Source organism: Paenibacillus sp. FSL H8-0122 (genome assembly GCF_038005345.1).
Classification (GTDB): domain Bacteria; phylum Bacillota; class Bacilli; order Paenibacillales; family Paenibacillaceae; genus Paenibacillus_AQ.
Genome location: NZ_JBBOTB010000001.1, coordinates 7,137,931 through 7,152,147, shown reverse-complemented (window position 1 = coordinate 7,152,147; position 14,217 = coordinate 7,137,931). Strand labels below are relative to the sequence as shown.

At 56.1% G+C, this 14,217-nt stretch carries 10 protein-coding genes; 7 read left to right on the top strand and 3 right to left on the bottom strand.

Features of this window, described 5'->3' with window-relative positions; translation table 11 throughout:
• Positions 1–15: 15 nt before the first annotated feature.
• Positions 16–789: a DUF6081 family protein gene (locus NSS64_RS30780; RefSeq protein WP_341142605.1), complete on the bottom strand. Its 774-nt coding sequence runs from the start codon at positions 787–789 to the stop codon at positions 16–18.
• A gap of 44 nt (positions 790–833) precedes the next feature.
• On the bottom strand, positions 834–1,754 hold the full coding sequence (locus tag NSS64_RS30775) for a prenyltransferase (protein WP_341142604.1): 921 nt from the start codon (positions 1,752–1,754) through the stop codon (positions 834–836).
• 171 nt (positions 1,755–1,925) lie between these two features.
• Between NSS64_RS30775 and NSS64_RS30770 the strand changes: the two genes are divergently transcribed.
• The 6 genes from NSS64_RS30770 (at position 1,926) to NSS64_RS30745 (ending at position 10,292) form a co-directional block, all read left to right on the top strand.
• Positions 1,926–4,295 (top strand): bifunctional diguanylate cyclase/phosphodiesterase, encoded by a 2,370-nt coding sequence (locus NSS64_RS30770; RefSeq protein WP_341142603.1) that lies wholly within the window; start codon positions 1,926–1,928, stop codon positions 4,293–4,295.
• A gap of 122 nt (positions 4,296–4,417) precedes the next feature.
• On the top strand, positions 4,418–5,041 hold the full coding sequence (locus NSS64_RS30765; protein WP_341142602.1) for an acetate uptake transporter: 624 nt from the start codon (positions 4,418–4,420) through the stop codon (positions 5,039–5,041).
• Positions 5,042–5,302: 261 nt separating this feature from the next.
• A complete protein-coding gene (locus NSS64_RS30760; RefSeq protein WP_341142601.1) occupies positions 5,303–7,447 on the top strand; it encodes a bifunctional diguanylate cyclase/phosphodiesterase in 2,145 nt (714 codons plus the stop codon).
• Positions 7,448–7,530: 83 nt separating this feature from the next.
• Complete coding sequence (locus NSS64_RS30755; protein WP_340994812.1) at positions 7,531–7,842, top strand: hypothetical protein; 312 nt, start codon at positions 7,531–7,533, stop codon at positions 7,840–7,842.
• 278 nt (positions 7,843–8,120) lie between these two features.
• Entirely contained in the window at positions 8,121–8,597 is a 477-nt protein-coding gene (locus tag NSS64_RS30750) for a DsrE/DsrF/DrsH-like family protein (RefSeq protein ID WP_076080972.1), read from the top strand.
• A 180-nt stretch (positions 8,598–8,777) separates the two neighbouring features.
• Positions 8,778–10,292 carry an aminotransferase class V-fold PLP-dependent enzyme gene (locus NSS64_RS30745; protein ID WP_341142600.1) on the top strand — a complete coding sequence of 505 codons (1,515 nt, stop codon included), beginning with the start codon at positions 8,778–8,780 and terminating at the stop codon, positions 10,290–10,292.
• On the opposite strand, the gene NSS64_RS30740 is transcribed toward NSS64_RS30745, so the two are convergent.
• Positions 10,278–10,916, bottom strand: coding sequence for a TVP38/TMEM64 family protein (locus NSS64_RS30740; protein ID WP_036728222.1), 639 nt, complete (start codon positions 10,914–10,916; stop codon positions 10,278–10,280). The genes NSS64_RS30745 and NSS64_RS30740 overlap by 15 nt on opposite strands.
• A 181-nt stretch (positions 10,917–11,097) precedes the next feature.
• Here NSS64_RS30740 and NSS64_RS30735 point away from each other — a divergent pair, with 181 nt between their 5' ends.
• Positions 11,098–14,217, top strand: coding sequence for an ATP-binding protein (locus tag NSS64_RS30735; protein ID WP_341142599.1), 3,120 nt, complete (start codon positions 11,098–11,100; stop codon positions 14,215–14,217).

Sequence of the window (14,217 nt, the reverse complement as noted above, 5' to 3'; positions counted from 1 at the left end):
AGTCATATGAGCACGTTACTGTGCGGTGGTTGTAATGGTAACCGGTGACCACTCAGCGATAACCGTCTGTCCGTGCGCCGACACGCTGCCTTCCGGGTTCAGGTCCTTCTCCGTCATAATGCCCAGAGCGATGGTGAAGCTGTTGAATTTCACGGGCACATTCCGCTCGCGCCGCACCTCATTCCCATTCACATAGAAGACAGCCTCATTGTTGCCCCGGTGGTAGGTGATGGTGTACGTGTTGAATTCGCGCGGCTTGAAGTCCGTATCCTCCTTGAAAATACAGAAGTATTTGGTCCCTCCCGTCTCGGGTACAGTTACCCCGGGGAACGGAAGGATGCCGTACACACTGGCGTATTTGTCGTTGCCGGCGAAGAAATCAAGCGCAGCGCCTGTGGTGAAGTCCAGCAGATTCAGCGACACATAGCCGTCATACAGATCCCCTGGTGCAGTGCCCTGTGTGCGGGCGCGGATCTGGAGCTCGAAGCGGATTTCGCCTTCCTCCGGAATCTCTACCGGCTGGGCCGAATAGTACATATGCTTGGCATTATCCAGAATCTGCACCTGATCATGACGGCGGCTCAGCTGAGCCCGCACGTACAGATACTCATTACGCACAATTACCACCGCTTCCGGCTCACGATACGCCCAGAACGAGCCGTCCGGCAGCTTAAAGCCGCCCGTCTGCCAGACCCTCCCTTCCTCCAGTATGGTATGGAAATCCCCGATCACCGTTTGCTTGCCCTGTGTTGCAGGCATACCTTCGTTCGCTGGCAGATGCTTGTCCATGAATTCTCCCGCTTTCTATAGTGTAGTAGTCAATGATATATATTTTAAAATAGCCCCTGGATCAGCAGGGCTGCTGTCATGACCGCCCCGCAGCGTACCGATGCGCGCTGTGAGGCACCCATAAGCGGCAGATAGGCTTCAGAGGGATTCTCCGGCTGGAGGCTGCGGTAGATCCGTATCGGGGCAATGGCTGTCAGCAGAGCGAGCAGCGCGTATACCGGCAAGATATGAAGCAGCACACATACAATCAGTGAAGCATAGGAGATGTAGAGCAGTACCTGCGAGAAGATCAGCGCCCTGCGTTCACCCCATACCACGACCAGTGTGCGTTTGCCGGCCTGCCGGTCGGCTCTCCAGTGCAGAAAGTGATGATTGAACAGCAGCAGGGTTGTGAGCAGGCCGCTCGGCAACGATAACAGCACCGGCTTCAGGCTGAACCCCCCGGTCTGAACGAAATAAGCACCGAGAACCGGCATGAGTCCAAAGGCCAGGAAGATCGCAAGCTCACTGTAGCCCTTGCCCCGGTATCCGAACCGCAGCGGCGGAGCCACATAGAAATAAGCGATCAGCGCACCGCCGGCTACAAACCACAGAATCTCCCAGCCGCTGTACAGGCTGAGCAGCAGGCCACACCCGGCCGCAAGGGCCAGCAGCCCCCAGGTCAGCAGGGCAAACAGCGACTCACGCATGACGCCCCCGGACAGCAGCCCGGAGTTCGTAGAGATGGCTCCAGGTGTATGCTGTGCCTCTGTATCCGTGCCGTTGCGGAAATCCCACAGGTCATTCACCATATTGGAGAATAAATGGGCCGCAGCCGCTCCGATGAACGTTATTACAAATAAAAACGGATGGAACACTCCCTGCCATACATAGGCCCCGGCTGTTCCCAGGACAACCGGTATGAGCATAACGGGGATCACTCCAAACCGTGAGGCTGTCTTAAAAAGGGTCCACTTCTCCATCATGCCAAGAAAAATCTCCTTTTATTATTATTTGATAATTATTATCATTAAATTATTATACATCAAAATTCGACACTTCGGGCAGATTTACGCTGCAAAATATTCCCTAATCGTGGTACACTATAATCGATGGTACTTATTTCCTATTAAATCTTAAATAATGAAGGGGATCAGATGAAACTCCGCAAAAAAATAATCATCTTCATTAGTTTTGTCGCTATCCTCGGCATTGGTGCCACCTATCTGATGCTTCATGTGATTCTGCTGAACCGCTTCGAGAAGCTGGACGAGGCAGAGCTGAAGCGCAACCTGAGCAAGGCTACCGCAGCTTATCATCAAGAGCTGGAGAGCCTGAGAACGGGACTCCTTGATGTTGCCGTCCGGGATGAAACCTACCGCTTCATAGAGAACGCAGCGGCTACCGGCTCAGCGGACTCCGGCAGTACGGCTGCCGCCTTCATCCGCAGCAGCCTTGAACCGGCTGCTTATCCAATGAATCATTTCGATATGATTGCCCTGCTTGATCTGGACGGACAACCGCTGTACGGCGGCTCCTACGACCTTCCGGCAGGAATAGTCACCCCGCTAACTGAGGAGCAACTGACGTTAATCAAGCTGATCCGAAGCCGTCTGCCTGTGCCGGGATCTCCCGGCACGAGCCGGAGCGGCTTCGTTAATCTGGATAAAGGGACTATGCTAATTACAATTACGCCTATTCTTAACAGCAGCAAGAACAAGCCGGTCATCGGAACAGCCATTGCCGGACGGATGCTGCACCAGGATGGAATCGCACAGATCTGGGAGGATACCCAGTCCACGATGGAGATGTCGCGTCTCACCACCCCGCTGCTTGCGGACAGCGGAGGGGAACGCGTCTGGACCAGCCCCGCCCGGGGCGGGCAGATGTCCATCCACACCATACTGGACGACCTGTTCGAAGATCCCGGGATGGTCCTCACCCTGAAGGAGCCGCGCCAGTTCTACAACAGCGGGCTCAAGTCGCTCTCCACCTTCCGTATGTTCTATTTCATCTCCATTCTGCTAATGCTGGGTGCCAGCCTCCTCTTCGTGAACCGGTTCATTCTGAGAAGGATGTCCACTCTGGTACGCAACATCCGAATGATCGGCAGCAGCAAGGATCTCTCCATCCGGATTCCCAGCTCAGGCCAGGATGAATTCAGTGAAGTGGAGGTCGAATTCAACCGGATGATTGATTCGCTGGAGCAGACCCAGGATGAGCTGCGGCGGCAATCGATGCTGGACCCGCTGACCCGTCTGCCCAACCGCTCGCTGTTTTTTGACAAATTGAATGAAGCGATTGCCGCCGTCAAGGGAAGTGACAGGCAGATCGTGCTGGTCTTCATTGATCTGGATCATTTCAAGACAGTGAACGATACCCTCGGCCATGACTTCGGAGATGCCATCCTGAAGGAGACCGCCTTCCGCATCACGCAGGTTGTCGGCAAGCATGATGTGGTCTCCCGGCTCGGCGGGGATGAATTCACCATTCTGCTCTATGATGTGCCTGATGAAGGCAGCATTGCCCGGCAGCTCTCCCGGATTCAGGAAGCCCTCTCCATGCCTCACCGGATCAAGGGGCATCTTCTATATAATACCGCCAGCATCGGCATCAGTATTTATCCGCAGAACGGGGAAGACGCCGATTATCTGGTCAAGCAGGCAGACCTGGCCATGTTCCATGTTAAGGAGACCGGCCGCAATAACATTTTCCAGTATTCAGAGGATCTTGAAGCAGGCATCCGGCGCAAAAAGGTACTGGCCCAGCAGCTCCTCTCCGCTGCCGCCGGGAACGAGTTCGAGCTGCACTACCAGCCGATTCTCAGCACGGGACAGCTGCAGGTATCCAAGGTGGAGGCTCTGCTGCGCTGGACCAGCCCTGCTTACGGCAATATCTCACCGGCCGAATTCATTCCGCTGGCGGAGAGCAGCGGCTCCATTGTCGGCATCGGCAGCTGGGTGCTGCGCCAGGTGTGCTCGGATATGCGCGATTTCCGCAGCCGGGGTCTTGAGCTCACCGCCGCAGTGAATATCTCCGCGCTGCAGCTCATGCAGCCGGGCCTGCTGGAGCTGCTCTTAGAGCTGCTCGATGAATATGAGCTGCCCGCCTCCAGCCTGGAGCTGGAGATCACGGAGAGCGTGCTCGTCTCCGGAGACGGCATCTTCCTGTCGCTGCAGCAGCTTCGGGCCCACGGGTTCCGGATCTCGCTGGATGATTTCGGCACCGGCTTCTCCTCCCTCAGCTATCTGCGCCGCTTCCCGGTGGATGTGATCAAGATTGACCGCTCCTTCATCTCCGAGATGTCACGGGAGGCCCAAGGGGATGTGCTCGTCAAGGCGATTATCGAGCTGAGCCATAATCTGGGGCTGCGCGTAGTCTCGGAAGGCATTGAGCAAAGAGAGCAATTCGATATGCTGCGGGAGCTGGGCAGCGACGAGCTTCAGGGCTACTATATCAGCAGGCCGCTTCAGGCCCAGGCGCTGTATTCTTTTCTGGAGCAGGGTAATTATTACACCGGCCGATAAGAGACTTCTTTTATAGGCAAGCTACTGGCGATATGATATGATAGGCAGGCTGATAACAGCACCCGGCTCAGGGTGCTGTTATCCTATGCGAACACTTATGAAAATTGGAGGCTTTCATTGTTATGTCAGCGCAACCGCACACCGCACAGTCCGTCAAAATCGTTACCGCCGACCCCAGCGCCATCGGCTTATTCGGACTAGCCATCGTTACCCTGGTCGCTTCTTCACAAAAGCTCGAAATTACAACAGGTCTCAGCTACTGTATTCCATGGGCCATCTTCCTTGGAGCCTTCGCCCAGCTATTCGCATCCATCCAGGATGCCAAGCACAACAATACCTTCGGCATGACTGCCTTCGGCGCCTATGCGTTCTTCTGGTTCGGCATGGGGGCAAGCTGGCTGATCAAGCTCGGTGTATTCGGTGCAGTGCTGGCGGAGGGCGTTGATCCCAAGCAGCTAGGATTTGTTTTTGCAGGATATCTTGTGTTCACCCTCTTCATGACGCTCGGCGCCGTTGAGGCAAACCGTGTACTGCTGATTATCTTCATCCTGATCGACTTCCTGTTCCTCGGACTCTCGATGGATGCTTTCGGCTTCGCTGCGGAATTCTTCCACAAGCTGGCTGCCGTATCGGAAATGGCTATCGGTATCGTATCGCTCTACGGCTGCGGCGCATCTGTGCTCAACGCCCACTTCGGACGTACCTTCCTGCCGATGGGTGCCCCGCTGGGCATCTTCAAAAAATAGCACCGGCCTTCCAGCCGGGCAGGGCCATGCCCTTCTCTCCAAAGACTCGGATAAATGCTTACTGCCCTTTTATGCAGACGGTGTTTATCCGTTTTTGGATTCAGGCGGGTTTTGTTAGGAATTCCCTTGCGCAAACACGATAATAATGACATGCTATAGAGACCCAAACGACATTTATCGACATTTCCCTGCGGTCTAGGAACCGCTTATTATACACTTTGACATCTGCGGCTTTTATTTTTCCGGTATCGGGGGCAATCCATGGCTTTCCTTAGTAAAAAGCCTTTAAGCATCATCATCGGCTTCATCATCGTCCTGCAGCTCTGCCTGTTCTATTACTATTCCGTATCCCTGGCCCGGGAATATAGAGCCGAGAAGGCGGATCTGGCCTCACAGGCGGTCATGCTGGCCTCGAACATCGAAGAGCGGGTGGCCATTGTGAAAGGGGTCAGCTCCTTTATCCAAACCGTCGGCTTCGATGCCGATCCTGCACTAATCCAGAGCTACCTGGTCACCGCACACGCCAAGAACACCAGCAACGTCACGAATATCATGATCGCTCCGGATGGTCTGATCCGCTACCTCTACCCGCTTGAAGGCAATTCGTCACTGCTAGGCAGAAGCCTGCTGCTGGATTCCTCCCTGGCCTCTCCCGGCATGATCCAAGAAACGATCCGTTCCCGCAGCATTACAATAGACGGTCCGCGTACACTTGCCCAGGGCGGCTATGGCATGGTGATCCGGCAGGCCATCTATAAGGACAACTCTCTGGAGGGCATCGTCTCCGTCACCGTGAAGATTGATAATATCATTAACCAGCTTGTGTATAAGGACAGTAATATCTATGTCACTGCCAAGGATCATACCTTCCTGTTCGGCAATGAAGCCCATACGAAGGACCCGCAGCTCACCGTTCCCGTGAATACCTACAATCAGCACTGGCTGATGGGGATCTCTCTGCCCTCCCACAAGAAATGGCAGGTGCTGCTCAGCGTGCTGTGGATCGATATTGCTTTTCTGCTCGTGATTGCCTTCATTCTATATATTTTCTGGTATCAGAGCCGCTTCAACCGTGAGCTGGAACGGGTGGTCAGCATCCGGACCCGGGACCTGCGTATTTCCAAGCGTCTCTATGAAAGGCTTGCGCACTACGACAGTCTGACGGAGATCCCCAACCGGCGGTTCTTCATGGACGAATTCGAGCGTCTGCTGCAGAGCTCGGAGCCTACACAGACCTATACCTTATTCTTTTTCGACCTGAACCGGTTCAAGGAGATTAATGATACGCTCGGCCACTCTACGGGGGATCAGGTGATCAAGACCCTGGCCGGACGGCTCAAATCCGGGAGCCTGCCCTTCAAGCTGTTCGCCCGTACCGGCGGAGATGAATTCGTGATGATCTTCGCGGGTCTGCCGCACACGGATATTCCTGTGATCGCCGGGCGGATCAGCATGCTGATCGCAGAGACTCTCCTGATCTCGGGAGCACATCTGAGCCTGTCCACCAGCATTGGCATCTCCCTGTACCCCGAGCATTCGCAGAATACGGATGATCTGCTGAAATTCGCCGATATGTCGATGTATCAGGCCAAGTCGCAGGAGGACACCAATTACTTCATCTTCGACTGGGAGCTGCGCGAGAAGCTGGAGCAGAAGACGATGATCGCCAAATATCTGCACTCCGCCCTGGAACGGGAAGAATTCGTGCTGTATTATCAACCCCAGATCAACGCCATCACAGGCGAAATGATCGGCATAGAGGCGCTGATCCGCTGGAATCACCCCGAGAAGGGGCTGATTGGACCAGGGACGTTCATCACTGCCGTCGAAGAAGCCGGGCTGATGATCCAGCTGACCGACTGGGTGCTGCGTGAGGTGTGCCGTCAGCTCTGCGAGTGGCGCAGCCTGGGGATGCCGGTGCTGCGGACCTCAATTAATATCTCCAACAGCTGGTTCTACAACCGGAACCTGATCGAGAATCTGTTCGCCGTGCTTGACGAGTACGGGCTGGATACCGGTGTGCTGGAATTCGAGATTACCGAGAGCACCGCACTGCTGGAGGAGCATTATCCGCTGCTGCAGCAGATGCGCGATCACGGGATCATCGTCTCCATCGATGATTTCGGCACGAAATATTCTTCGCTGAATTACCTGAAGCATTTTCCCGTGAACAAAATCAAGATTGACCGCACCTTCATCACCGGCATCGGCGTCAGCTCCATAGATGAGACCATCATCAAATCGATCGTCTTCGTCGCCTCCCAGCTTGGCTATGACCTGATTGCCGAAGGGGTCGAGACGCAGGAGCAGCTGGCCTTCCTGGTGCAGCATAATTGCCCGCATATTCAGGGATTCCTGTTCTTCCCTCCGCTGCCTGCCGATGAGATCCGCAAGCTGGTCTCCTGAAGCTGTCAGGATGCTTTGCACGCGGGTAGGGGGATCGTTATAATTAGCTTCATCTGATGTTAACCCGAAAGGATTCTGAGACCATGAATAGATTGACTACCGGCGAAATGGCCGGAACCGCCCTGTTTGCGCTGATCCTCGCCCTCCTGGCGTACCGGATTATCCGCGGCATGCCGAAGATGGCCGGAGACATTACCGCCTTCCGCAAACGAACCCTCGTCTGGACCCAGGTCGCCCTGGTGCTTACCGTCCTGCAGCTCAACTTCAAGGCCGGAGACTGGCGCTTCGGTATTATCCTCGGCCTGATCGTCCTGTTCACCGGCAGCATCTGGCTGTCCGCCCGCCGCTATGACAATGCCCGCCAGGCTGAGGCTGAGCAGGGAGAGGAGCAGTGAGGGACACGGTGCGTTTGCTGCGTGGAGCGCGGGGATAGCTGACTAGAGACAACCTGGAGTAACCCGTCCACCATTCGCCCTAGCCCTCTCTATCCGCATCCAGTAGATGCTGTTTTTCGCATACATTCGGGCCATATGCCGCTGTAACAGCTTATATGTACCTTTCAGGCTCCCGCCAGGGAGCCTTTTTTCGTGTCTTCCGGCTGCGCTACAGGCATACTTTCCCTCTCCCTAACCATACTAATGACATTCTATGGATACCGATGGAGGGCTGATGAATGGGCAAAAAACTGAATCTGCTAATGTTCAGCGGGGAGTATGACAAGGCGATGGCCGGGCTGATTCTGGCGAATGCGGCCAGGGATATTGAGGTGGAGGTTACGATGTTCTTCTCGTTCTGGGGGCTGTTCCTCGTCCGGGACCCGGAGACTATGACGCTAGAGGATAAGAGTATCTATGAGAAGCTGATGGATGTCATTACTCCCAAGGGACCGGAGCAGCTCCCGCTCTCGCGGATGAACTTCAGCGGGCTCGGCAAGCTGATGCTGGAGGAGATGATGGAGGATCAAGGAGCACCGAAGCTTATACATTTCCTGAAGGGCGCGCGCAAAAAGAACATCAAGTTCTACGCCTGCAAGCTCTCGGTGGAGATCATGGGCTTCAAGCCGGAGGAGCTGCTGCCCGAGGTGGAGATTATCGATGCCGCCGCGTATCTGAAGGATGCGCTGGAGAGTGATATCCAGCTCTTCATCTGATGATTATGGGCTTTAACCTAATTACGCCACCGGGCATATACTGAGGCAGACGAAGACGGATTGGTTACCCCCGGCGGGCACGCAGAGGCTGCGACTCACACGATACTTGCCTTGCGCAGCACCAGCGACTGCCGGAATCCGTCTCATTGATAGAGCATTCATTGCCTGGAGGGATTGTCCGTGCTGAGTATCCACCGCGCCGCTGCGGCAGACGCGCCGTCTTCATTGCAAGAGCATTTCGCGGCATTCCGTGAGCACACTGTCGGCAGCCGCCATCTGATCTCCACCCCCTACGGACGGCAGCCGCTGCTGTACGCCGACTGGACGGCCAGCGGCCGGCTGTATGAGCCGATCGAGCGCAAAATACAGGAGACCTTCGGCCCCTATGTCAGCAACCCGCATACCGACTCCAATACCACCGGCCTGACCATGACCCTGGCTTACCATGAAGCGCGTAGCATCATCCGGCAGCATGTGAATGCTGCCCCCTCAGATGCCCTGCTCTTCTGCGGCAACGGCACCACCGGTGCGGTGAACAAGCTGCTGCGGATCATGGGCCTGAAGCTGCCGGAATGGCTGAAGCAGGAAACCCTCTGCGCACCGGAGGAGCGCCCGGTTATCTTCGTCAGCCATATGGAGCATCATTCCAATCTGCTGCCCTGGCAGGAGAGCTTCGGCGAGGTGGTTACCGTTCCCTCCGGGCCGGGCGGTGAGGTGGATCTGCTGCGGCTCGGGGAGCTGCTGACGATCTACCGGCACCGCCGCTTCAAGATCGGTTCCTTCACCGCCTGCTCCAATGTCACCGGCATAGAGACCCCGTATCATCAGCTTGCTGCGCTCATGCACCGGCATGGCGGGGTATGCTTCGTGGATTTCGCAGCCAGCGCCCCTTATCAGGAGATCAATATGCATCCGGCAGCCCCGCAGGAGAAGCTGGACGCCATCTTCTTCTCTCCGCATAAATTCCTCGGCGGCCCGGGAACCGGCGGCGTGCTGCTGTTCGACACCGCGCTCTGCACCGGCCGGCTGCCGGATGAGCCCGGCGGCGGCACCGTAGTATGGGTGAACCGCTGGGGCGGACGCCGCTACATTGATGATGTTGAGGTACGCGAGGACGGAGGCACCCCCGGCTTCCTGCAGGCGATCCGCACCGCCCTCTGCGTGAAGCTGAAGGAGCAGATGAACGGAACCGGACAATATATGATCGTCCGTGAACAGGAGCTCTGCCGGAAGCTGCTCTCGGGTCTGGCGCAGATTCCCGACTGCTCTGTGCTGGAGGGCGTACACCGTAAGCGGCATGGCATTGTCTCCTTCACGCTGAAGGAGATTCATTACAATCTCGCGGTACGGCTGCTGAATGACCGCTTCGGCATTCAGGCGCGCGGCGGCTGCTCCTGCGCCGGTCCGTACGGCCATCAGCTGCTCGGGCTGAACCCGGCGCAATCCCAGGCATTCATCCAGGCGATTCACGCCGGGGACCAGTCGCTGAAGCCGGGCTGGGTCCGCCTGTCCCTGCACCCGATCATGACGGACCGGGAGGTAGAGCATATGATCTTCGCCGTACAGTCTATCGTCAGCAATATCGGGGAATGGAGTAAGGATTACCGCTACAATGCTGTCACCAATAGCTGGCTTCATACCGGGGAGAGAGGCGTTACAGAGGACGAGGAGATTCGTGAATTATTTGTGCTGTAGCGGCGCTTGGCCGCGCAGCTCCCGCTCCCGCGCCAGCCGGGCGAACCTGGCTTCAATCGCTTTAACCCCCCACAGGGAAGCTCCGATAAACAGCAGCACATAGATGATTTCCGCCGGATGACGGATGAACCGCTGCACATCATTGCCGATGTAGGATACCGCAAATACCATAATGGCTTTGCCGGCACACAGTGCAATCAGATAGGAACGCAGCCGCATTCCGGCCAGACCCGCCGCCATATTAATCACCACGAACGGCCCCACCGGGAACAGGCTAAGCAGGAACACATAGCTGAACCCGCTCTGGCGGACCCAGGTCATCGCTTTGGCTACCTTGGGCCGCTTGGCCCATTTGGTGAGATAGGGATGGCCGGCAATTTTGCGGATAATCAGGAAGGTGACCGTGCAGCCTGCGACCAGGCCGATCCAGGAATACAGGAACCCCAGCCATAACCCGTACACCGCCCCGTTAAGCCCTACAATCGCTATAGTCGGCAGCGGAGGCACGAACGATTTCATGAAGGTGAGCCCCACACCCGGCAGCGGCCCGAACGAGCGGTATTGCTCCAGCAGCTGTAACAGGCGCTCCTCGGTCAGCCATGACATAATATCTATATAGAACATTTCTTCAGCGCTCCTCAAGTACTCTAGTGAGTTTCAATTATACAATACTTTCTGCTTCTCTGATGCCAAGCGGAAGTGGCTTTACTGTCTATTTTATGGACGATACCGTATCGGCGGGAAATAGAAGGATATGTAATCAACAGGCTGGACAAGCGCAAGCTGCCGGAGATATGATGAAATTATGAGAACATTTGATTATAGTCTGCTGGCCAAAAGAGTGCTCGCCCTGCTATGCATCGGCCTGCTCACCGCAGTGGCGCTGGTTCCCCTGCTTGGCTCCTCGTCTGCCTGCTACAGCCCACGGTCAGGATGGGCCGATTTGTCCTCCTGCACTTTCGATAATACTGCCGTCTACCCGCTTGGAGGGGAATGGGAATTCTATTGGCAGGAGCTGCTGGAACCGCAGCATTCCTTATCCCGGACCGCAGAGGCACCGGCCTATATGTCCGTGCCCGGCGCTTGGGGCCGGGGATCGGAGGCTACCGGCTCCTCCCGCTACGGATATGCGACCTACCGACTGCTGGTTCAGCTGCCGCCAGGGGTCCCCGCCTTCGCCCTCAAGGTGAGCAATATCCGCAATGCCAGCGAGGTATATGTAAATGGCGAGCGGCTGGGCGGAAGCGGGGCACCAGGGGAATCCCGGGAGACCACCAAGCCGCGCAATCATCCGTATTCCCTGATTTTTCAGAGCAAGTCTAACCTGGCGGAGATTCTGATACATACATCCAATTTCACATATTCAAACGGAGGCATTGCGGAGCCTATCCGGATCGGTACTCCTGCTGCTATAGCTGCCATCGACCAGCGGAACCGGACCTATGATATATTGCTGGTAGCGGGCTTTTCTTTTATCGGCCTGTACTTATTCGGTCAGGGCTTCCAGCGCAAAGAGGACAAGTCTTCATTCCAGCTGGCCGTCTACTGTTTCATGATTGCCCTCTATATGCTGACGCACAGCGAGAAGCTGCTCTTCGAGTACCTCCCATCCCTGTCGTATGAAGGATTCAGCAAGCTGCAGGCGGTGTCAGGTGTAGTCGGGTTCTATTGCGTGTCCAGCTATACCTATTCCCTGTTTCCTGCTCTGTATTCCCGGCTCTTCAAGCGGATCTGCTTCGTGTATGCCTTGAGCTTCTGCACCATTGTACTGTTCACCACGCTGCCTGTGTATTCGCGGATTACTGGGGTGCTGCTGACCTTCAGCTTCATCTCTGTCTGCTATACCTTCTACGTCATGGTCAAGGCCGCCTGGCGGAGGGAGACCGGTTCTAACTATCTGCTGATCGGTGTGATTGCTGCAGTCATGTTCACCTTGTCCTTAGTGAGCAATCTGTTCTTCGGGACTGAACTCTATGCCGTTCCGCCGGTATCCGGTCCGATCTTCATTCTTGCCGAGGGGCTGTTCCTGTCTGCGCGCCATGCCCATGCGTATCAGACCATTAAGCAGCTATCCCAGCTGCTTGAGCGCAAGGACAGGGATAAGGACGAGTTCCTGCTGAAGACCTCCGCCGAGCTGCGGACGCCGCTGAATGCCATCATTAATGTGGCGTTATCCATGCATGAGGGAGCGGGAGGACCGCTAAGCCCGTCTCAGCGGGAGGATATGCGGCTGATTCTCGGTACCGGCAGAAGGCTGGCCTTCATGGTCAGGGACATTCTCGACTATGAACAGATCAAGCGCCAGCGCATCACCCTGCAATGGGGGACTGTCGATATCCAGGGGGTAGCGGCCATTGTCATCGAAGTCTTCCAGTTCCTGAACAAGAAGGGCAGCATCCGCATCAAAAATCACATTCCGCCGGGCCAATTCCTGGTCCAGGCAGATGAGCAGCGGCTGATGCAGATTCTCTATACCCTGCTGGATAATGCGCTGAAATTCACGGACCGCGGCAGCGTGATGATTGAGGCCGCCTGGCAGGAGGAGTTCCTCTCCGTTGCCGTCACCGATACCGGAAAGGGCATTCCCGAGGATCAGCTGGAGTACCTCTTCCGCGACTATGAGCAGCTCAGCGAGGCCGATTCATTGGAGACCGGAGGTCTCGGACTAAGTCTTGCAATCAGCCGCAAGCTGGTAGAGCTGCATGGCGGGAGCATCTCCGTCTCTTCCCGGGTTGGCCGGGGCAGTACATTCACTTTCACGCTTCCGGGCAACGAGGCGGAAGCCGCCGCTGCCGCCCAAGCCGGAGAACAGGCGCTCTTAAGACAAGCGTATACCCAGCCGGAAATGCTGGATGACCTCTGGAAATACCGGTCGGCTGATCCGCCGCAATCCAGCGGGCAAGCTGCTCCCTATTCGCCGCGTATCCTGATCGTAGATGACGATTATGCCAACCTGAAGGCACTGACTAACCTGCTGTCGCTGGAGAATTACAGCATCGCAAGCCGCAGCAGCGGCAAGGAAGCGCTGGCACTGCTGGCCGGTGACCGGAATTTCGATCTCTGCATTATTGATGTCATGATGCCGGAGATGTCCGGGCTGGAGTTGTGCAGAATCATCCGCCAGACCTACACCCCGCTGGACCTGCCGATCCTGATGGCTACGGCCGGGCAGCAGCTTCACTTCAACGAGGCGGCCTTCCGGGCCGGAGCCAATGATTTCATCCATAAGCCTTATATCTGGAGTGATCTTAAGGGACGGGTCAACACGCTGGTTCAGCTAAGGCGGTCTGTCTCCGAGCGGCTCAGCTCAGAGATCGCCATGCTGCGCGCGCAGATCAAACCGCATTTTCTCTACAACGCGATTAATACAATCATCTGGATGAGTACGCGTGACACCGAGAAGACACAGCAGCTGTTATACGATCTGAGCCATTTCCTGCGCGGCAGCTTCGACTTCAGCAACCAGGAGACCGCCATTCCGTTCGAGAAGGAGCTGGAGCTGATCGAAGCCTATCTGTCGCTGGAGCAGGCCCGGTTCGGGAAGCGGCTGAAGGCCGAATATCATATTGAGGTCAGTGAATTCCCGCTGCCGCCGCTGATTGTGCAGCCCATTGTAGAGAATGCTGTTCGTCACGGACTGATGGAGAAAATTGACGGAGGAACAGTGATCATCTCCACCCGGCAGGAGGGCGGTGATATCCTGATCACCGTCTCGGACAACGGGAAGGGAATGAGCGATGAACAGCTATCCTCGTGGATGAAGGACGACTACCGATCTTCGCATGGCGAAGGCACCGGAATCGGCCTGCGGAACATTAACCGCCGGCTGCTCACACAGTTCGGGCGTCCGCTGATTCTTACCCGGGGAGCCAGCGGAGGTATAGATGTACTGATAACAATCCCATGGAAGGAGGAGGTCTCCTGA